General features: G+C 61.6%; 19 protein-coding genes, 1 pseudogene and 1 riboswitch. Of the genes and pseudogenes, 6 read left to right on the forward strand and 14 right to left on the reverse strand.

Translation table 11 applies throughout. The annotated features are described in order from the left end of the window. Positions 1 to 2: 2 nt before the first annotated feature. Positions 3 to 1,025, reverse strand: coding sequence for a zinc-dependent alcohol dehydrogenase family protein (locus V0R62_RS02800; protein WP_330102640.1), 1,023 nt, complete (start codon positions 1,023 to 1,025; stop codon positions 3 to 5). A 207-nt stretch (positions 1,026 to 1,232) separates the two neighbouring features. Here V0R62_RS02800 and V0R62_RS02805 point away from each other — a divergent pair, with 207 nt between their 5' ends. Further along, positions 1,233 to 2,147, forward strand: coding sequence for a LysR family transcriptional regulator (locus V0R62_RS02805; RefSeq protein WP_232857215.1), 915 nt, complete (start codon positions 1,233 to 1,235; stop codon positions 2,145 to 2,147). A 59-nt stretch (positions 2,148 to 2,206) separates the two neighbouring features. Here V0R62_RS02805 and V0R62_RS02810 read toward each other — a convergent pair whose 3' ends face one another. The 6 genes from V0R62_RS02810 to V0R62_RS02835 form a co-directional block, all read right to left on the reverse strand. Then, complete coding sequence (locus V0R62_RS02810; protein ID WP_330102641.1) at positions 2,207 to 3,277, reverse strand: MBL fold metallo-hydrolase; 1,071 nt, start codon at positions 3,275 to 3,277, stop codon at positions 2,207 to 2,209. Positions 3,278 to 3,450: 173 nt separating this feature from the next. Further along, positions 3,451 to 4,365 carry an AraC family transcriptional regulator gene (locus tag V0R62_RS02815; RefSeq protein WP_330102642.1) on the reverse strand — a complete coding sequence of 305 codons (915 nt, stop codon included), beginning with the start codon at positions 4,363 to 4,365 and terminating at the stop codon, positions 3,451 to 3,453. 50 nt (positions 4,366 to 4,415) lie between these two features. Beyond that, positions 4,416 to 5,354 carry an alpha/beta hydrolase gene (locus V0R62_RS02820; protein ID WP_330102643.1) on the reverse strand — a complete coding sequence of 313 codons (939 nt, stop codon included), beginning with the start codon at positions 5,352 to 5,354 and terminating at the stop codon, positions 4,416 to 4,418. A 43-nt stretch (positions 5,355 to 5,397) separates the two neighbouring features. Next, complete coding sequence (locus V0R62_RS02825) at positions 5,398 to 6,519, reverse strand: alpha/beta hydrolase (RefSeq protein ID WP_456239203.1); 1,122 nt, start codon at positions 6,517 to 6,519, stop codon at positions 5,398 to 5,400. A 73-nt stretch (positions 6,520 to 6,592) separates the two neighbouring features. Then, positions 6,593 to 7,510, reverse strand: coding sequence for an AraC family transcriptional regulator (locus V0R62_RS02830; protein ID WP_330102645.1), 918 nt, complete (start codon positions 7,508 to 7,510; stop codon positions 6,593 to 6,595). Positions 7,511 to 7,601: 91 nt separating this feature from the next. Then, positions 7,602 to 8,030 carry a (R)-mandelonitrile lyase gene (locus V0R62_RS02835; protein ID WP_330102646.1) on the reverse strand — a complete coding sequence of 143 codons (429 nt, stop codon included), beginning with the start codon at positions 8,028 to 8,030 and terminating at the stop codon, positions 7,602 to 7,604. Between the two features lie 132 nt (positions 8,031 to 8,162). Here V0R62_RS02835 and V0R62_RS02840 point away from each other — a divergent pair, with 132 nt between their 5' ends. Next, positions 8,163 to 9,050: a LysR family transcriptional regulator gene (locus V0R62_RS02840; protein WP_330102647.1), complete on the forward strand. Its 888-nt coding sequence runs from the start codon at positions 8,163 to 8,165 to the stop codon at positions 9,048 to 9,050. A 206-nt stretch (positions 9,051 to 9,256) separates the two neighbouring features. Here the strand turns inward: V0R62_RS02840 and V0R62_RS02845 are convergent, their stop codons facing one another. From V0R62_RS02845 to V0R62_RS02865, 4 genes are all read right to left on the reverse strand, one after another. Beyond that, positions 9,257 to 9,562, reverse strand: coding sequence for a hypothetical protein (locus V0R62_RS02845; RefSeq protein ID WP_330102648.1), 306 nt, complete (start codon positions 9,560 to 9,562; stop codon positions 9,257 to 9,259). Then, a complete protein-coding gene (locus V0R62_RS02850) occupies positions 9,559 to 10,887 on the reverse strand; it encodes a voltage-gated chloride channel family protein (protein ID WP_330102649.1) in 1,329 nt (442 codons plus the stop codon). The genes V0R62_RS02845 and V0R62_RS02850 overlap by 4 nt, the downstream gene beginning before the upstream one ends. A gap of 80 nt (positions 10,888 to 10,967) precedes the next feature. Then, positions 10,968 to 11,040: riboswitch (Fluoride riboswitch) on the reverse strand. Positions 11,041 to 11,229: 189 nt separating this feature from the next. Beyond that, a complete protein-coding gene (locus V0R62_RS02860; protein ID WP_330102650.1) occupies positions 11,230 to 11,835 on the reverse strand; it encodes a LysE family translocator in 606 nt (201 codons plus the stop codon). Between the two features lie 87 nt (positions 11,836 to 11,922). Next, positions 11,923 to 12,552: a LysE family translocator gene (locus V0R62_RS02865; protein WP_330102651.1), complete on the reverse strand. Its 630-nt coding sequence runs from the start codon at positions 12,550 to 12,552 to the stop codon at positions 11,923 to 11,925. A 381-nt stretch (positions 12,553 to 12,933) separates the two neighbouring features. Here V0R62_RS02865 and V0R62_RS02870 point away from each other — a divergent pair. Then, positions 12,934 to 13,239 (forward strand): annotated as a pseudogene (locus V0R62_RS02870) (GntR family transcriptional regulator); the annotation flags it as partial. 27 nt (positions 13,240 to 13,266) lie between these two features. Continuing rightward, positions 13,267 to 13,821: a GNAT family N-acetyltransferase gene (locus V0R62_RS02875; RefSeq protein ID WP_330102652.1), complete on the forward strand. Its 555-nt coding sequence runs from the start codon at positions 13,267 to 13,269 to the stop codon at positions 13,819 to 13,821. Between the two features lie 136 nt (positions 13,822 to 13,957). On the opposite strand, the gene dapF is transcribed toward V0R62_RS02875, so the two are convergent. Both dapF and V0R62_RS02885 read right to left on the reverse strand, forming a co-directional pair. Then, entirely contained in the window at positions 13,958 to 14,764 is an 807-nt protein-coding gene (gene dapF, locus V0R62_RS02880) for a diaminopimelate epimerase (RefSeq protein ID WP_330102653.1), read from the reverse strand. 164 nt (positions 14,765 to 14,928) lie between these two features. Beyond that, positions 14,929 to 15,414, reverse strand: a complete 486-nt coding sequence (locus tag V0R62_RS02885; protein ID WP_330102654.1) for an AAA family ATPase — start codon at positions 15,412 to 15,414, stop codon at positions 14,929 to 14,931. Positions 15,415 to 15,641: 227 nt separating this feature from the next. Between V0R62_RS02885 and V0R62_RS02890 the strand changes: the two genes are divergently transcribed. Beyond that, positions 15,642 to 16,202 carry a nucleotidyltransferase family protein gene (locus V0R62_RS02890; RefSeq protein WP_330102655.1) on the forward strand — a complete coding sequence of 187 codons (561 nt, stop codon included), beginning with the start codon at positions 15,642 to 15,644 and terminating at the stop codon, positions 16,200 to 16,202. Between the two features lie 206 nt (positions 16,203 to 16,408). Here V0R62_RS02890 and V0R62_RS02895 read toward each other — a convergent pair whose 3' ends face one another. Continuing rightward, the gene (locus V0R62_RS02895) at positions 16,409 to 17,206 is read right to left on the reverse strand and encodes a LysR substrate-binding domain-containing protein (protein WP_330102656.1); all 798 of its coding nucleotides are present in this window, start codon (positions 17,204 to 17,206) and stop codon (positions 16,409 to 16,411) included. A 211-nt stretch (positions 17,207 to 17,417) separates the two neighbouring features. Here V0R62_RS02895 and V0R62_RS02900 point away from each other — a divergent pair, with 211 nt between their 5' ends. Then, positions 17,418 to 18,599 carry a serine hydrolase domain-containing protein gene (locus V0R62_RS02900; RefSeq protein ID WP_330102657.1) on the forward strand — a complete coding sequence of 394 codons (1,182 nt, stop codon included), beginning with the start codon at positions 17,418 to 17,420 and terminating at the stop codon, positions 18,597 to 18,599. Positions 18,600 to 18,626: the final 27 nt, after the last annotated feature.

Raw genomic sequence — 18,626 nt, forward strand, 5'->3', positions numbered from 1 at the left:
CGTCAGTGCGCCTCCATATCCAGCACCACCCGCCCACCACACGGACACTCGTCCATGTGCCGGTGCGCCTCGACCACCTGTTCGAACGGATACACCTTGATGATCTGCGGCGTCAGCAGCTGGTCGGCGGTGAACTGGTTGATGTCGCGCAACGCCCGCTGCAGGGCCACCTGGTCCTGGGCGATGCCCAGCTCCGGCTTGCCGGTGAAGTTGCCGATGCAGTGCACATGGAACTGGATGTTCTTCTGGAACGCCGCACAGGCCGGGAACGGCGTCTGGTTGCCGCCCTGCAGGCCGTACAGCACCAGGCTGCCACGGGGCGCCAGGACATCGCCGAGCAGCGACATCTGCGGGCCGCCCATGCCGTCGAGGACCATGTCCACGCCACGGCCATCGGTATACTTGCCGATCTGCATCAGCAGGTCCTGTTCCTCGGTGACGATCACCTTGTCGGCGCCCAGGCCCAGCAGGTACTCGCGCTGTTCGGGCTCCTTGGTGGCGGCGAACACCCTCAGCCCCAGGGCCTTGCCCAGTTGCACGAAGGCCGGCCCCGCGCAGTGGCTGGCATCGGTGACCAGCGCGGTCTGCCCGGCCTTGGCACGCGCCAGGTCGACGTAGGCGAAATAGGCGATCAGCAGCGGCGTGTAGTGCACGCTGGCCTCGATCGGGGTCAGTACATCCGGGTAACGGGTGATGGCGCTGCGCGGCAGGACGATCACGTCGCCGTACACCGGGTGGTCGTTGGCGCTGGTGGCCGGGAAGCTGGCGACCCGGTCGCCCACCGCAATATCGTCCACACCCTCGCCCACGGCGGTGACCACACCGGCCATCTCGTGGCCGATACCGGCCGGCAGCCGTGCCTGGGACGGCGCCAGGTTCTGCCGCCAGAGCACGTCGTACCAGCTGACGCCGATCGCCTCGACGCGGATCTGCACCTCGCCGGTAACCGGGGACGGTTCGGCCTGCTCCTCGCAACGGAGCACATCGGCCTGGCCGAACTTGTGGAAACGGATCATGCGGGACATCGCATACCTCGCCTGTGTGAATCTCGTATTACCACGGACTTTATCCGGGCTTTCACGGTTGGACCATCAGTGGCTGTTAATAGTCGACATGCCTGTCATTGATTGGGCCCCTGACAAATCTGTGCATTGGCACCCGGAAATCGGTGCAGGGTAACAGCCTTTGGCCTTAAGATTCACCCCTGCCCCATTTCAGGCGAGCCGCATCGAATGAATCGTAACGACTTGCGTCGCGTAGACCTCAACCTGCTGATCGTGTTCGAAACGCTCATGCATGAACGCAGCGTGACCCGCGCCGCCGAGAAACTGTTCCTCGGCCAGCCGGCGATCAGCGCCGCGCTGTCGCGCCTGCGCAACCTGTTCGACGACCCGCTGTTCGTGCGCACCGGCCGCAGCATGGAGCCCTCGGCGCGGGCCCACGAGATCTTCGCCCTGCTGTCGCCAGCGCTGGACTCGATCTCCACCGCCGTCAGCCGCGCCGCCGAGTTCGACCCGGCGACCAGCAATGCGGTGTTTCGCATCGGCCTGTCCGACGACGCCGAATTCGCCCTGCTGCCGCAGCTGCTCAAGCGCATACGCGCCGAAGCCCCCGGCATCGTGCTGGTGGTGCGCCGAGTCAACTACCTGCTGATGCCCACCCTGCTGGCCTCGGGCGAGATCTCGGTGGGCGTGAGCTACACCAATGAACTGCCGGCCAACGCCAAGCGCAAGGTGCTGCGCCGCAGCATGCCCAAGCTGCTGCGCGCTGACAGCATGCCCGGCAGCATCACCCTGGATGACTTCTGCGCCCGCCCCCATGCCCTGGTGTCGTTCGCCGGCGACCTCTCGGGCTTCATCGACGAGGCGCTGGACGAGATTGGCCGCAAGCGCCATGTGGTGCTGGCGGTGCCGCAGTTCAACGGATTGGGGAGTTTACTGGCGGGGACCGATATCGTCGCCACGGTGCCGGACTACACCGCCGATGCGCTGACCGCGGCGGGGGGGTTGCGGGCGGAAGACCTGCCACTGGAGGTGCGCACCTTCGAACTGCACATGGCCTGGCGCGGGGCGCAGGACAATGATCCGGCGGAGAAGTGGTTGCGGTCGCGGATACAGATGTTTTTTGGGGATCCGGATAGCCTTTGAGAGAGGGTACGGCATCAGGTTGATGCCGCAGCCATGTGCGCCGGCGCTGAATCACTCAGTCACTGGCTCGCCCAGCGCAGCCGGCAACCACGGCCCTTGGTCGTTTCTTCCTGGTTCACCACCTCACGCCACCAGCGCTCGCCGGTACGTGGTAAATGTAGGTCAACCCGCTCTCCCATCTTCGGAGTGGCCACCGGCACCCCCTCATGCTCCGCCCACTCCAGCACTTGCTCGAAAGGCGCGTACCAGGCATGCAACGCCAGGTCGAAGGTGCCGTTGTGGATCGGCAGCAGCCAGCCCCCGCCCAGGTCCATGTGAGCCTGCACCGTCTGCCGAGGGTGCATGTGCACGTAGGGCCAATGCTCGTCGTACGCGCCGGTTTCCATCAGCGTCAGGTCGAACGGCCCGAAGCGCCGGCCGATCTCGGCGAAACCATCGAAATAGCCGGTATCGCCACTGAAGAATATCCGCAACTGCGGCGCCTCGATCACCCATGAACACCACAGCGTCCGGTTGCCGTCACGCAGCCCCCGGCCGGAGAAATGCTGGGCCGGGGTCGCCGTCAGGCGCAAACCGCCCTCTTCAAGCCCTTGCCACCAGTCCAGTTGGTGGATCTTCGCGGCCGGCACGCCCCAGGCCAGCAGGCGGTCGCCCACGCCCAGCGGAGTGAGGAAGCGCTCCACCTTGGGCGCCAGGGCCTTGATCGTCGCCCGGTCCAGGTGGTCGTAATGGTCGTGGGAGAGGATGACTCCGCGAATCGGCGGCAGTTCGACCAAGGTCAGGGGTGGCGCATGAAAGCGCTTGGGGCCGGCAAAAGAGAACGGCGAGGCGCGCTTGGAGAACACCGGATCCGTCAACCACCAGCCACCTTCGAGCTTGAACAGTACCGTGGAGTGGCCCAGGCGGAACAGGCTGGCGTCCGGCGCGGCGTCGAGCTGCGCGCGGGTCAGTTGCAGCACCGGTACCGGCGCGCGCGGCACCGTGGACTTCGGCTTGTTGAACAACGCGTTCCAGATCGTCCTGGCATCGGGCTCGGGCATGTCCGCTGGGCGCGGTGACAGGTTGTGAAAGCGCCCCTCGCGGGACTGCGCAGAGTCGCGGTGCTGGAAGACCGGTGCATGACGTTTCAAGGTGCTGACCTCATACGAGCGCAAGGCTGGAGCCGACAGTATAAGAACCGTCGACGTGACGGCCTTGCCCAATCCAACGAGGTCCATGCCCGATTCTGCGCCTGTGCGCGCCCGACACGGCCAGGACAATCCACCGCCGCGCAGCAGTCAATGCCAGCCAATGACGATGGGGTTCAGTTCAGGCGCAAGCGGCGAATGTCGCGTTGGGGCGGTTCGCCAAACAGCCGGGCATATTCACGGCTGAACTGCGAGACGCTTTCATAGCCGACCCGCGCAGCGGTCACGCTGGCATCGAGGTTCTGCGTGAGCATCAACTGACGGGCCTCCTGCAGGCGCAGTTGCTTCTGGTACTGCAGCGGACTCAAGCCTGTGATCGTGCGAAAGTGCTGGCGCAACGTCGAAGGACTCATATGGCAGTTGGCGGCCAGTTGCTCAATCTTCAGTGGTTCGGCAAAGTGGCGCTTGAGCCAGTTGATGGCACCGGCGACCTGCTGGCTGGGCGCGCCCTGGTTGACCAGATGGCGCAGTTGCGCGCCATGGGGCCCGGTCAACAGGCGGTAGGCAATCTCGCGCTGGATCAGCGGGGCCAGGTACGGCAGCAGCACCGGGTCCGAGAGTAACTGCACCAGGCGCAACATGGCATCGAGCAACCCCTCGGCCAAGGGCTCCACGGCCATCGAGCAGAATCCACGGTCGCGACTGGGCGACGGCAGGCGCAGTTCGGTGGCCAGTTGCAGGATGTCCTGTGGCGCCAGGTGCAGCATCAGGCCAAGAAACGGCTCGGTGTGGCTGCCCTCGACCACCGTGGATACCACGGGTAGATCGACGGCGGTCAGCAATGACTGGCCCGGCCCGAAACGCAGGACTTGCTCGCCGAGCACGACCTGCTTCTCGCCCTGGGCGGTGATCCCCAGTCCCAGGCCGTAGATGCAGTGCATGGGTTGGGTGACGGCCCGGCGGCGGTGCAAGGTCAGGCCGGGAATGGCCGTCTCGTAATCGCCGTCCGAGGGCGCGATTTGGGCGATGGCCAGAGCCAGGGCGCGGCTGTCGGCAAAAGACGGCCGCAACGGTTCGAAAGGCGCGTTCATGGGCTTGCTCGGTGGACGGTTGCCGGGGCCGCGCGGGCCTGCTGATGGCATCACTGCAGATGCTTGCGCAGGAAGGGCACGGCCTGCGCCATGGCCAGTGCGACGGGCTCGGGCTTGTCGTACAGGTCGTAGTGCGACCAGCCTTCGGCCACGTAGATCTGCTTGTCGGTGGAGGCCGCCCGGCCATAGATTTCCCAGCCATCGCGGTAGGCGCCAAAAGCCCCCGGCTTGTCGCCGATAACCACTAGCAAAGGCTGGGTCAACAGCGATTCGGCATGGAGGAAGGCATCCCAGCCAAACGCCGCGCTGTTGAACGAGAACAGACCGCTGGTAGCGCCGTTGGGCTGTTGCCCACGCGGGGTCTTGTAGTAGTCGGTCGCTTCGAGCACGTCGATATCGGTGATGCCCGCCCGGCGCCCCTCCTCGACCGAGTTCGGCAGGTAGTTGATCACGTTGCGCACGCCACCTTGGGCTTCGGCGGTGCGCTGGGCGGCCATGGCCTGCAGCGCCGCGACCGGCTGGAAGTTGCTGAAGCCTTCGCGGATCAGGCGGCCGAAATTGACCCCAGTGATCGACACCAGCGCCTTGATGCGGTGGTCGGTGATGGCGGCATGCACGGTGTAGGCTCCACCGCCGCAGATGCCGATGGCACCGATGCGCGCCGGGTCGACGTAGGGCAGTGTCACCAGGTAGTCGATGGCGTAACGGATGTCGGACACGCGGATCGACGGGTCTTCCATGAAGCGCGGCTCACCACCGCTGGCGCCCTGGAAGCTGGCGTCGAAGGCGATCACCACAAAGCCCTCCCTGGCCAGGCCCGCGCCATAGACGTTGCCTGAGGTCTGCTCCTTGCAGCTGCCGATCGGATGGGTGCTGACGATGGCCGGATACTGTTTGGCAGGGTCGAAGCCTGGTGGCAGGTATAGGTCTGCGGCGGTCTCCCAGCCCAGGTTCTGGTAACGGACGTGCTGGATGGTGATATCGCTCATGGGTTTCTCCAGATAGATCGTATGCACAGGGAGTAGCGAGTGATCAGAGGTTGACCTGGAAGAACGGCGTAAGGTGTTGCATGGCCGTATGTACCCCTGGACCGTCGTACAGGTCCATGTGCGCCAGGCCATCCAGTACCACCAGCTCTTTCTTGCCCAGCGCCTTGGCGTGCAGCTCCTGGCTGTGCCACAGCGAACCGGCTTCGCTGCCGGCGATGACCAGCGTGGACTGGGTCAGCAACTGCTCGACCAGGTCGAAGGCATCGAAGGCGCCCCAGGCGCCCAGGCCGTTCATCAGCATCTTGTTCTGTGCGTTGGGATGCTGGGCGCGGGGCGTCAGGTAGTAGTCGGCGGCTTCCTGCAGGTCACGCGGCGCGCTGGTGTCGCCCAATTGCGGCACATAAGGCGCGTAGACCGGCGCGGCACCGGCCGCTTCGGCCGTGCGTTGGCCAGCCAGGGCGTCGAGCACCGGCAGCAGGTCGTTGATCGAGCCCTTGCCCTCCCAGCCTTTGCGGGTGGCGGTACCGACGTTGACTGCGCTGGCGGTGGCCAGCGCCTTGATGCGGCGGTCGACCGAGGCCGCCTTGGCCGCGAAGCCGCCACCGGCGCAGATGCCCAGCACGCCGATGCGCTGGACGTCAACGAAGCCAAGGGTGGTCAGGTAGTCGACGGCACTGTATACATCAGCCACGCGGTTCATGGGCTCATCGAGGAAATGTGGTTCACCGCCGCTGGCACCCTGGTAGGAGGCATCGAAAGCCAGGGTGACGAAGCCCTGCTCGGCCAGCAGCCGGGCGTAGGTGCCGGCAGTCTGCTCCTTGACGCCACCACCTGGGTGGACGGTGACGATCGCAGGGTACTGTTTACCTTCATCGAACTCGGTCGGCAGGTAAAGGTGGCCGGCCATCACGATGTTGCGGTTGTTGAACTGGACGTCTTGCATGGTGTTGCCTCCGGGTGGGCCAGGCGTCGCGCCAGAGGGCGCGACGGCAGGGTTTGGGACGGTGTGGCACCTATGTGTTGATCGGTGCTTGCCGTTCGTTGGAGACAAGTATAGGAAGGGGGGATACAAGGTTTTTGCCTGATCCGACGCCTTACTTGCACGTTCCAAGGAAAGTGCACCGTCATCGAAGATGGACAAAAACGGGCCAGGCCCACGTTTCATCTAGCCTTAAGCGAAGGCTAGCAGCTACAGGGCGCCGAGATTAGCCATAAGCAGATTGCCTATTACACAGCGCTCAGCCTTGCTGGCGCATGCGCCGCACATCCCGCTGCGGCGGTGCGCCAAAGGCCCGGCTGTACTCGCGGCTGAACTGCGAGGCGCTTTCGTAGCCCACCCTTCCTGCGGCCTGGCCTGCGTCCATGTGCTGGTTGAGCATCAACTGCCGGGCCTCCTGCAAGCGCAATTGCTTGTGGAACTGCAACGGGCTCACGCCGGTCAGCTCGCGAAAATGCTGGCGGAAGGTCGATGGGCTCATATGCACCCGCTCGGCCAGGTCGTCGATGCGCATCGGCTCGGCCAGGTGCTGTTTCAGCCAGGCGACCACCTTGGCGATCTGCTGCATCGGCGAGCCGGCGGCAACCAGGTGACGCAGGGCGACACCATGCTGGCCGACCAGCAGCCTGACGATGATTTCCTGTTGTATTAGCGGGGCGAGATGTTCGAACAACGCCGGCTCGTCAAGCAGCCCGAGCAGGCGCTCCAGCGCACGCACCACGCCGCTGTCCAGTTCGGCGATGACGATGGCCTGGTGGGTGCCGGCCTTCGGCGGCGGTGGCAGCTGCAAGTCTTCGACCGTGCGCATGACCTGACTGGGGTCGAGGGTCAGCATCAGCCCCAGGAAGGGCTTGGCGGGTGTGGCCAGGGCGACATGGGAGACCACGGGCTGGTCGATGCTGGTCAACATGCCCTGCCCCGCCTGGTAATGCAGCACGGCCTCCTGTTGCATGACCTGCTTGCTGCCCTGCGCCACCACGCCCAGACCCAGGCCGTAGATACAGGGCATCGGCTCGGTGGGCGAGGCGCGGCGGTGCAGGCTCAGGGCCGGTAGCCGGGTGATCAGGTCCCCTGCGCTGGGGACGTGGCGGGCGATCAAGGCGCTCAGGCCTGGCAGGCCTGATTCGACAGGGTCGTGGGGGGGCTCGAGGCGGGTCATGCGCTTCTCCATCGGCACTGCCGTCATGCTCCGGGCAATGATGAGGGTTTTTGCACGAATCAACCACTGTGCCGACCGCCCGGCAAATGTCTCAATGTGTAACCAGCGTGCCCCCCAAGTACTGTTCATCGGTCACGGGTTCCATCCACTCGGTGTTCTTGCCATCGAGTGTTTCGGTGATCGCAACGTGGCACATTGCCGTCGCCGCCGCCGCTCCATGCCAATGGCGCTTCCCGCAGGCACAGGAAATGACATCACCCTCGCGGATTTCGGTACGCGGCCCACCTTCGCACTGGGTCCAGCCCACCCCACTCAGCACGATCAAGGTCTGGCCCAGCGGGTGCGAGTGCCATACGGTTCTTGCCGAAGGCTCGAAGCTGACGATGGCCCCGGCCGCGCGGCCAGGGGCCGCAGCCTGGAACATCGCGTCGATGCGCACCGTTCCGGTAAACCAGTTGGCGGGGCCTTCAATGGTAGCGCGGCTGCTGCGACGACTGATGGTCTGATTGGCTTGGCTCATGGATATCTCTCCAGGTCAGGGGGCCGCTGCGGCCCCGTTACAGGTCAATGGAATGCCTGGAGAAACTCTACGCCTCAGCGCACTGCATGATTAGATGGCAAAATATGAATACATTAATGCAGAGAAACATAAATGCCAGCGCCCGATCTGAATCATCTCGTCGCGTTCCTGACGGTCGCCCGGGAGCGCAGTTTCACCAAGGCCGCTGTTCGGCTGGGCGTCTCGCAGTCGTCATTGAGCAGAACCGTCACGCTCCTGGAAAACGACCTCGGCATGCAGCTGCTGGCACGAACCACCAGAAGCGTGTCCGCCACCGAGGCAGGGCGACGGCTACTGGAGGCGGTCGCGCCCAAGCTCGAAGAGATCGAGGCCGAGTTGCTGGCGGTCGCCGAGTTACGTGAGAAGCCCATCGGCACCGTACGTATAAACGCCACCGACTACGCCGCCAACCAGTACGTCTGGCCAAAGCTTCAGACACTGCTCAAGTCCAATCCCCAACTGCGCATCGAGCTGATCAACGACTACGGCCTTGCAAATATCGTCGCGCAGCGTTTCGACATTGGTGTACGCCTCGGCGACCAGGTCGAGAAGGACATGATTGCCGTGCGCATCGCGCCCGATGAAACCCTGGCCATTGTCGGCTCCCCCGCTTACCTGCAACAACGCGAAGCACCCCGGGAGCCCGCCGAACTGATCCAGCACGATTGCATCAACCTGCGGTTGCCTTCACGAGAGACGCTGCTGCCGTGGGAATTGAGCAAGGGCGATCAGCGCATCGAGGTAAACGTCCGCGGTCAGCTGGTGTTCAACAATACCTATCAGATGCTGCATGCCGCCCTGCAGGGGTTTGGCCTGGCCTATCTGCCCAAGGCGCTTGTCGAACCGCAGGTGAACGCCGGACGATTGTGCTGGGTGCTTGAAGAGTGGTTCCCCACGTTTACCGGGCATCATGCCTACTATGCGAGCCGACGGCAGTCGTCTCTGGCGGTGCGGATGGTCATAGCAGCGCTGCGTGCTTAGGGGAATGGATAATCGAGCGGTATTTCTGGGGGGACATTTGTGCTGTACCAGCCGTCACTGGAGACCCAGTGACGGCTGAGATCGCGGCAGCCAGCCAAGACCATCACAACAGCCAGATCAACTGTTGTCCATTAGCCTCAAACCAGTCCACGGAGATTGCTGTTTAAGGAGCGTTGTAGATTCGATACATGGTGACGATCCTCCAGTCAGAGGGTGATGCGATGGAAGTTTTCGTTGCCCACTCGAGGGCCCGCGTCAGGGATGGCCCCGGCCGTAATTGGCAGCTCGCACAGCATCAGTACTGCCCGGACTTTGCGCAGCTCTTCGAAGTGCTCGCTCAGGAAGGCACGTAGCCGATCCTGCTCGATGTTCGCCGCAGTGGCGGCCCTCAATAGCTGTTGGGCGAGCGCAGGAGGACTGAGTCGGTGCCAGAACCGGGTCACACGAGCACGGCTCGCACTTGGAAAATACAGCTGCAACATGGCCAGGCTATTCGTTTTTGATCCACTCATTTCTGCTTCTCCTCGACGACCGGTTTTGCTGCGCTCGCGGCGTTGCGCTGTGCGTGAAAGGTCTTGATCTGCGAAAGGCGGATATCAGTGGGCAGGACGCCGCGGTGCTTGCTATGACCCACACGCTGGGCGTGATAGATCCCGGTATGACCCGACACCAAATAGCTGGCGATGCAGGCAATCGCGGCGAGGGGGGCGATCTCGGGGCCGAACAGCTCCATGGCCATGACGATGGTCGTCAGCGGGGTGTTGGCGGCGCCGGCAAAGACCGCGACGAAACCGATGCCAGCGAGCATCGAGAACGGCAGGTGCAGCAGCGGCGCAAGGGCATTGCCCAGCGTCGCGCCGATGTAGAACAGCGGCGTGACCTCACCACCTTTGAAACCTGTGCCGAGTGAGGCCACGGTAAACGCAAGCTTGCCAAGCCAGTCCCAGGGCACTACGGGAGCTGCAAAGGACTGAACGATGCCTGGAATGCCCAGACCGATGTACTGATAGGCGTCCAATGACCACACTGCCGTGGCTACCACGGTTCCGCCGAGCACAGGGCGCAACGGGGAGTAGGGAATCAGCTTTTTTATCCACGCGCCAAGGGTATGGGTGGCAGTGGCGAACAGCAGCCCCGCAAGTCCGAACACGATGCCTGCGACGACCACAGCCATCACCGTCCAGAACTGCACGGGCGCGATCTCGCCGATGACGTAGTGGGTGTGCACTACGCCCCAGAGCAGCCCTACCTGATCAGCGACGATGGCGGCGACCATGCACGGGAATAGCGCGTCATAACGCATGCGGCCGATGGCGAGCACTTCAAGGCCGAACAGTGCCCCTGCCAATGGCGTACCAAAGACGGAGGCGAAGCCTGCGCTGATGCCCGCCATCAGCATGGTGCGGCGATCTTCGCGGCGCAGGCGGAACAGGTGCGTTATCTGATCGGCTAGGGCACCGCCCATTTGCACGGCGGTGCCTTCGCGTCCGACCGATGCGCCGAACAGATGGGATACCAGCGTACCTGCAAGCACCAGAGGCACCATGCGCAGTGGCACGGTTTTCTTCGGGTCGTGAATCTCGTCGATCAGTAGGTTATTGCCCGCGTTCACCGGCTTGCCGATCAGGTGATAAACCAGCCCCACCACAAAGCCGGCCAGAGGCAACAACCAGATGGCCCAGCGATGGGTTTCACGCCATTGGGTCGCGTGATCGAGGGAGAACAGGAACAGCGCGGACGCCGATCCCGCAAGAAGCGCTACAGCGCTGGCAAGCACCATCCACTTCCCTATGTAGGGAAGCAGGTCGAGTTGTTCAGGTTTTCTGAGTGTTGACATGGGGTCAGCCGCACAAGGGAAAGTGAGCCTGACCAAAAAGGGATTTTACGCACGAACGCCTACAGCCCTGTTTGGATCAGGTGTCTGTAGGCATCATCAGCTGCTACGGGCGCAGCGGTTGGTAAGTGGAGGAATGCCATCTCCAGTGCCCGATCATAGAGATCTCGCCTAGAGATGTAAAACTTCGTTACAACGAAGCGTGGCGGCACGCCTGAAAATCGTGGTGGGCGACAAAAGTGGTGCCGCGTACATACCCCAAGCCAAGCAACACCTCGTCTCGGACTGCCGCATTGCGATGCTCTGAAACCTCGATCAGCACATCGATATCGGGTTTGCCAGCGGTCAGGCTTTTAGCAACGGGAACAACGAGATCACCAGCAGCAAGGCCATGCCGTAGTTGAACAGGCGCAACCATCGCGGATCGCGCAAGACGTTGCGCAACACGCTGCCGAACCCGGCCCAGACCCCAACGCTCGGCGCATTGATCAAGGCGAACAGGCTGGCGATCACCACCACGTTGAAGAAGTATCCCTGCAAGGGCGTGTAGGTGCTGATAGCCCCCAGCGCCATCACCCAGGCCTTGGGGTTGACCCACTGGAACGCCGCAGCCCCCCAGAATCCCAATGGCCGCCCCTTGCCGTCGACGTCCTGGGACACCGGCCCGGAGCGCGCGATGTTCCAGGCCAGGTACAGCAGATAGGCCGCACCGACGTAACGCAGCACTTTGTACAACACCGGATAGGCCTCGAACACCGCTCCCAGGCCCAGGCCGACGGCCAGCACCAGCACCAGGAACCCCGAGCTGATGCCCAGGATATGCGGCACCGTGCGCCGGAACCCGAAGTTCACCCCCGAGGCCAGCAGCATGGCGTTATTCGGTCCGGGGGTCACCGAGGTGACAAAGGCGAACAGAGCGAAAGCCAACAACAAGTCGATCGACAACGGCATACATTCATCCTGAGAAATACATGCTCCGAACAGAGCCCTGATTCATTGTTTTCGCCCCGCGTTCGCCGCAGGCGATCCTCTCGACGCTTACAGCAAGGACCCGATGAAGCCTGCGGCGACCACCGAGTAGAACGCAGCACACACCAGGCCGAATGCCTTGCGCGTACGGACGAAAAACGGTTCCGCGGAACGTGCGGAAAACGCCAGCGCATAGGCGCAAAAAATCACCAAGCCGGCGACCGCGCAGCTGCCCACCAGCACGAAGCTGGCCCAGGAAGATGCCGTCGCGCTGAGGCCGACGGTGGTCACGGTGAACCAGGTCAGGGCGGCCTTGGGGTTGGTCAGATGGATGCCCAGCCCTTGCAGGTAGAACCCCAGCGTGCGGCTCTGCCTGGCCTTGACGCGATTGAGGTTGACCGTGTTCGGACTCAGGGCCCCGCGGATCGATTTGCAGGCCAGCCACAGCAGGTAGCAGGCGCCGAGGATCTTCAGCCAGACCAACACCTGGGCATTGGACATCAGCAAGGCCGAGACCCCCGCAGCGGTCATCGCGCCCCAGCACAACGAACCGGAAATGACCCCGGCCGCCAGCGTCAGCCCCGGGGTCCGCCCATAGCTGAGCGAAGTGTTGGCGATCGCCAGGTTACCCGGGCCAGGGCTGGCGGTTCCGATGACATACACAGCCATGGCAGCACCAAAGCTCGACAGATCAAACATTTGACGTTCTCTTGTAGAAGTCGCGGGAGCAGGGTTTACCAACCCGGGAAGCCGGCCCCTGCGGACCGGCGTCCTTCCTCGCTATTTGTAGCAGCGATGATCGGGCTCTTTGACCCGGATCCTTTCCATCCAGGGCTTGAGTTCGGATTGCTTGTACAGCCGCTCGCCCCAGCCTGGGAGATTCTGAATGGCGCTACAGCTGTATTCAGGAACAACCACTACAGTGCGATGCGAGCCATCTTCCCAAAGGGAATGACTGTCTTATAGGTATACGCTCCAGGATTTTCGTCAGTACAGATTGCCTTTTGGCCCTGAAAAATTTTCAAAAAAAGTGAAATCTGTAACTTTTTACACGACAGATGAGTCGCTACAGTCCCCCGCATGACTCGATACCTGAATCTCGCCGAATACATCAGCAGCCGCATTGAGCAAGGGTTGTATGGGCCGGGGGAGCGTTTGCCCTCGGTTCGCGCCCTGAGCCTCGAGCATGGTGTCAGCCTCACCACTGTCCAACAGGCCTACCGGGTCCTGGAACGCTCCGGACTGGCTATTCCCAAGCCCAAGTCGGGGTATTTCGTCCCGGCCGGCCGTCGTGTGCCGGAACTGCCGAAGATGGGACGCCCCTCGTTGCGGCCTGTGGAGATCGCCCAATGGAACCTGGTGCAGAACCTGATGCGCCAGGAGCAATGAAAGTTGCTCACAGAGAAGATGGCAATGACTGAATTTCCAACCCGTGTCACAAAGCGCCTACGCCTGCGAGAGCTGACAAAAAACGATGCGCCGACCTTGCTGGCAATCCATAGTGATGCAGATGCCATGAAGTGGTTCGGCTCTGATCCGATCGCCCACATTGAGCAAGCAGAGCAGCTTGTTGAGCTATTCAACAGCTGGCGTGCAGCACCAAACCCGGGCATTCGCTGGGGCCTGGAGGATCTCACTCAAAAGCAGCTGATTGGGACCTGTGGGCTGTTCAAATGGAACCGCTCATGGAGGAGTTGTTCGATCGGCTTTGAGCTGGCTCGATCAGCACAGGGGAAAGGATTCATGAGAGAAGCGATAAGGTCCTGCATTGATTGGGGTATTGCGCACATGGACCTTAACAGGATAGAAGCGCTCGCTCACCCAGAAAACGTACCGTCATTGCGTCTGCTTGAGCACATGGGTTTCGTGCGTGAAGGCGTCCTTCGCAAAGCCGGGTACTGGGGGAATACCTATCACGATTTAGTGCAGTACTCCCTACTGAGAGAGGAAGTTACAGACCCCTCTTGATCGTCACAGCCTTGACGCTCGCGCGCTGACTTCAGACTTACCCCAGATAATTCCTCTCTTCGAACCCAATCACAGTTCCATTTAGCCAAGCCTGGTTAGCTCACACGATAACGGCAAATACGTAGGGTGAGCGCATTCAGCCAATCTGTGTCAGACACTCCTGATCCAACCAGTACCGCCCAATTTTGCACACCGGACCCTGCATGAGTACGTTATTCTCCTCATCGAGTTCGATGGTGATTTGACCGCCAGGCATGTGCACTGTCACCTGATCGTCTACGAACCCAAGTCGGCGTGAGACTGCCGCAGCGGCACAGCTGCTGGTGCCCGAAGACAGGGTGTAGCCCACGCCACGCTCCCAGATGTGCACCATCAGGTTACGGCGATCGACAACGTTCACGAATTGAACGTTGGTTCTGTTTGGAAAGAGCGACAAATGCTCAATGGTTGGCCCGAGCTTACGTGCAAGTGCCTCAGTGGTCTGATCGACAAACACCACGCAATGGGGGTTGCCCATCGACACCGGGTTCAGATACAGGTGCCTGCCATCGATTTCAATTGAGTGTCTTTCGGTATCGGGGAATGTCGCCATGCCCATGGCGATGGAAATGCGCCGACCGTAGTCTAGCACCTGGCAATGAACCTTCCCGCCTTTGGTCATCAACTCGAAGGGTTCGTGGGAAACGACGCCCTGATCCCAAAGGTAGCGACATAGAATTCGCAAACCGTTGCCACTCTTTTCCGCCTCGGAGCCATCTGTATTGAAAATGTGCACTGAGAACCCCCTACCTGGCTCAATGACTGGAACCAGGATGCCGTCACTGCCCAATCCTCTATGCCGGTCGCATATCACCGAGATAGCCCGGGCTGAGCAATCGAACGGGGTATTGTCGTGGTAGACAAGATAGTCGTTGCCAGCCGCGTGATATTTTACGAACTGCATGAGTTGTGGCACCAGGGCACGTCGGAGCGGAAAATAATAAATGGAGTCAGAAACATAGCACACGACCGCGCAAGCCACCCGCCAAGAGAAAACGTATTTCCGAGGCAGGACACTAGCGGCCAACAGTAGCATTAGAGATAACTCAATCTCACGGGTACTACCCGTCAATGTCGGTGGATTACAACCCGGAGCCCCTCATCCTCATGTGGCGCTCGAAAGTAGCGAGTGATCAGATCGAACTCCGCGTCAGTCGCCGCAAACTCATGCTCGCCACGGTGGTTGCGAAGATGCAACCTGTCTCGACAGGTGTCATCGTCCACCTCGATGTAGTGGACGCAATGTGAAACCTCGGCTGCGTCAGCCAGATCGCGCAACCATTGTCGATCTTGAGGTGTATTTGCAGGAAAATCCAAAACGACAGTCACTCCAGCCCTCAGAACATCGATGACGAGCGGGCCCAACACCTCCCGAATCTGGCGTGCAAGACGCACATAGTCTGCCACTGACTTGACCTGTTCAGGGTAAAGCCGTGACAGCCAATGATCCTCACTCAACAAAATCGCCGCCCCTTCAGTTGCCAAGCTTTTAGCCAGCGTTGATTTGCCGGATGCAATTTTTCCTGAGATCAGATGCAGCACTGGTTTGGGCATAGGGACGTCTCCTTGTCGAACCCCGATGATGCTCATTGAAAAGCGCCGAAGCAATCACCGAGCATTCAAGCGCCACCATGGGTCGATCCCGGTCAGACGCGAACGACGGCTTTCGACCCATAGTTGCTGCTGGTGAAGAGCGGCGATCGATCTTTGCTGGTTATTCACTGGTCTCGATGTCGTTCAGGTAAGCTCAGCCCTCTGCAGCGCCACCAAGGACGGTACCCATGCATTCACTCACCGATGAGCAGCTACTTGAGATCATCCGTCATAACCCAATAAACCGAGAGCTATTGGAGATTCTCCCAACGCTCGGCATCCCTGGTTCCATGGTGGCCGCAGGCGCTTTGTTCCAAACGTTCTGGAATCACCGCTCGGGACAACCTCCTGAGTGGGGTATCAAGGACTATGACATCGCCTACTTCGACAATGACTTGTCTTGGGAAGCGGAAAACCGGGTCATAGTTCAAGCTCATCAGGCGTTCTCGCACCTGGGTGTTAACGTCGAGATACGCAACCAGGCCCGCGTGCATTTGTGGTACGAAGGGAAATTCGGCGGCACCTATCCACCGCTGAAAAAGGTAACGGATGGTATCGACCGCTATCTGATTCGGTCGACCTGCCTCGGCGTTGATGCTTGTACGGGTAAGCTCTACAGCACCCATGGCCTGAACGACCTCTTGAACAACTGGCTCAGGATGAACGAGTTGAATCCGCGTCCAGACTTATTCAGGGCGAAAGCTGCCAGCTATCAGGCGCGCTGGCCGTGGCTTCAATTGGTTGAATGAACGTCCGCAATGGGTCGATAGCAGTCGTTCGTGAAAAACATTCCCATACAGCCACCGCCCCATTTTCACTGTCCAGCAGCAGGCCAATGCCCCGTCCCCCAACCACATTCGTTGCAATGCCGTGAGCGGTTTGCGACACCATGTGCAGACGTTGACGATAAAAGTGCTTGACCTGCGAACACTGAAGCCTGGCCGCTACGAGCCGTTCACATACGCATGGAAATGAAGTCGACGAAACTGCGCAATTTCGGCGTGATAAACCGGCTCGAGGGCCATAGCACACTGAAGTGGATGGTGCGGGTCACCTCCTCGGTCAACACGGCCTGCAACTCTCCGGAATCGAGCGAAGCCTTGACCGCGAACTCGGGTAAGCAGGCGATGCCGCGCCCCGCCAACGCGGCGTTGAGCAGCATGTCGATGTTGTTGCATATCAGCGCCACGCGCAGGTTCTGTGCCGCATTATGGGCCTGGTCCGGCAGCGGCCAGCGCTCAAGCTTGCCGGTGGACGGAACCCGGTACAGCAAACAGTCATGCGCGCCCAGATCACCAGCCCCCCGAGGCTCGCCCTGGGCCTGAAAGTACGCGGGCGCACCCACCAGAAGAAAACGGAACGCCCCCAGGCGCCGAGCCACCAAGCGCGAGTCATCCAGGACGCCAGTCCTGATCACCGCATCGAACCCCTCCTCCACCACGTCCACAAGCCGGTCGCTGAAGTCCAGTTCCAAATGGATATCCGGATAGCGCTTGGCGAAGCCAGACAACAGGCTGAAGAGGAACTGCCCAGCCAGCGGCACGCTCACCCGCAGTTTTCCGCGCGGCTCACCACTACTGCTCGACAGTTCCAGCTCCGCCGCTTCCAGCTCATGCAGCACACGCTGGCAACGCCCCAGAAACAGTTCCCCCTCCGCAGTCAGGTTGATGCTGCGAGTGCTGCGGTGAAAAAGCCTGACCCCGAGGCGCTGCTCCAGGCGGGCGATACTTTTGCCGATGGCCGACGGCGACACGCCTTATTGCCGGCCCGCCGCGACGAAACTGCGAGTTTCAGCGACTTGCACGAAAACCGAGATACCACTGAGATTGTCCACTCGCTGTCCTTGAATCCTACGCTCCGGATTACAGAACATAACGTCCGCTGTGTCCGGAACTCCAGCCTCTGTTTGCACCAATGTCCGCGATCTAGCATGGCCACCTCGACCACAGCAGGTAATCGCGCACATGACTATCAAACAAAGCATTCCACTCGCTACTGGCGTCGCAACCGAGCCGATGCAGACGCGGATCGACGCGGCGCTGAACAGCGCCATCGAGGACAAGCGCCTGGTCGGCGCTGTAGTACTGGTGGCCCGTCGCGGCGAAATCACCTACCGCAAGGCCGTCGGCCTGGCTGACCGCGAAGCCGGCGTGCACATGCGCCCCGATGCCTTGTTCCGCCTGTCCTCGGTGACCAAGCCCATCACTTCGACGGCCGCCTTGGTCCTGGCCGCCCAAGGCCGCATCGGCCTGGATGATCCCATCGATCGCTGGCTGCCGGAATTCCAGCCACCCCTGGCAGACGGAACCAGCGCCACCATTACCGTGCGCCAATTGCTCAGCCATACCGCGGGCCTGGGCTACGGCTTTCTTGAGGTCCGGGGTGGTGGCGACTATGCCCGGGCAGGCGTGTGTGACGGGCTGGATAACGCCTCGCTCACCCTGGAGGAGAACATTCGCCGCCTGGCGACTGTGCCACTGCTGTATCGCCCAGGCACCCACTGGGGCTACTCGATTGCCACCGATGTGTTAGGCGCCTTGATCGAACGGGTAACCGAGACCGGCTTGGCCGAGGCGATCGAGCAACTGGTGAGCAAGCCGCTGGGCCTCACCGATACCCGCTTCACCGTCGCCGACCCTTCGCGCCTGACCGCCGCCTACCTCAATGCCAGCCCTGCGCCACGGCGCATGCAGGGCGTCGAAGTGATCGAGGTGTTCGAAAACACGGCGGGCATCCGCATGGAGGCTGACCGTGCTCTGGACAACAGCGCCTACCCGTCTGGTGGTTCGGGAATGGTCGGCAACGCCGAGGAGTTCCTGATCCTGCTCGAGACCCTGCGTCAGGGTGGTGGTGCACTAATGCCAGCAAGCTTGGTCAAGGAATTGGGCACTGTGCAGACCGGCCAACTTGCCCTCGCCAATTGGCCTGGGCGCGGCTTCGGCCTGGGTTTCACCGTACTGACCGACCAACAGGCGGCGCAGACTCCAGAGTCCGTCGGTACCTGGCGCCTCGGCGGCGCCTTCGGCCATTCGTGGTTCGTCGATCCGGCGCAACAGCTGTCGGTCGTGGCCTTCACCAACACCGCCTTCGAAGGCATGTTCGGCCAGTTCACCGTCGACCTGTGCAACGCCGTCTACGGCGCGTGAAACGTTCACATCCATTGCGAGAAATAT

The organism is Pseudomonas carassii (assembly GCF_036324045.1).
GTDB lineage: Bacteria > Pseudomonadota > Gammaproteobacteria > Pseudomonadales > Pseudomonadaceae > Aquipseudomonas > Aquipseudomonas peradeniyensis.

Coding starts and splice junctions, on each gene's coding strand:
- V0R62_RS02840 (WP_330102647.1), top strand. CDS start 8,163: ATGCCAGCGCCCGATCTGAATCATCTCGTCGCGTTCCTGACGGTCGCC.
- V0R62_RS02845 (WP_330102648.1), bottom strand. CDS start 9,562: ATGAGTGGATCAAAAACGAATAGCCTGGCCATGTTGCAGCTGTATTTT.
- V0R62_RS02825 (WP_456239203.1), bottom strand. CDS start 6,519: ATGAAACGTGGGCCTGGCCCGTTTTTGTCCATCTTCGATGACGGTGCA.
- dapF (WP_330102653.1), bottom strand. CDS start 14,764: ATGCAGTTCGTAAAATATCACGCGGCTGGCAACGACTATCTTGTCTAC.
- V0R62_RS02890 (WP_330102655.1), top strand. CDS start 15,642: ATGCATTCACTCACCGATGAGCAGCTACTTGAGATCATCCGTCATAAC.
- V0R62_RS02815 (WP_330102642.1), bottom strand. CDS start 4,365: ATGAACGCGCCTTTCGAACCGTTGCGGCCGTCTTTTGCCGACAGCCGC.
- V0R62_RS02830 (WP_330102645.1), bottom strand. CDS start 7,510: ATGACCCGCCTCGAGCCCCCCCACGACCCTGTCGAATCAGGCCTGCCA.
- V0R62_RS02835 (WP_330102646.1), bottom strand. CDS start 8,030: ATGAGCCAAGCCAATCAGACCATCAGTCGTCGCAGCAGCCGCGCTACC.
- V0R62_RS02885 (WP_330102654.1), bottom strand. CDS start 15,414: ATGCCCAAACCAGTGCTGCATCTGATCTCAGGAAAAATTGCATCCGGC.
- V0R62_RS02805 (WP_232857215.1), top strand. CDS start 1,233: ATGAATCGTAACGACTTGCGTCGCGTAGACCTCAACCTGCTGATCGTG.
- V0R62_RS02800 (WP_330102640.1), bottom strand. CDS start 1,025: ATGTCCCGCATGATCCGTTTCCACAAGTTCGGCCAGGCCGATGTGCTC.
- V0R62_RS02860 (WP_330102650.1), bottom strand. CDS start 11,835: ATGCCGTTGTCGATCGACTTGTTGTTGGCTTTCGCTCTGTTCGCCTTT.
- V0R62_RS02875 (WP_330102652.1), top strand. CDS start 13,267: ATGACTGAATTTCCAACCCGTGTCACAAAGCGCCTACGCCTGCGAGAG.
- V0R62_RS02865 (WP_330102651.1), bottom strand. CDS start 12,552: ATGTTTGATCTGTCGAGCTTTGGTGCTGCCATGGCTGTGTATGTCATC.
- V0R62_RS02850 (WP_330102649.1), bottom strand. CDS start 10,887: ATGTCAACACTCAGAAAACCTGAACAACTCGACCTGCTTCCCTACATA.
- V0R62_RS02900 (WP_330102657.1), top strand. CDS start 17,418: ATGACTATCAAACAAAGCATTCCACTCGCTACTGGCGTCGCAACCGAG.
- V0R62_RS02820 (WP_330102643.1), bottom strand. CDS start 5,354: ATGAGCGATATCACCATCCAGCACGTCCGTTACCAGAACCTGGGCTGG.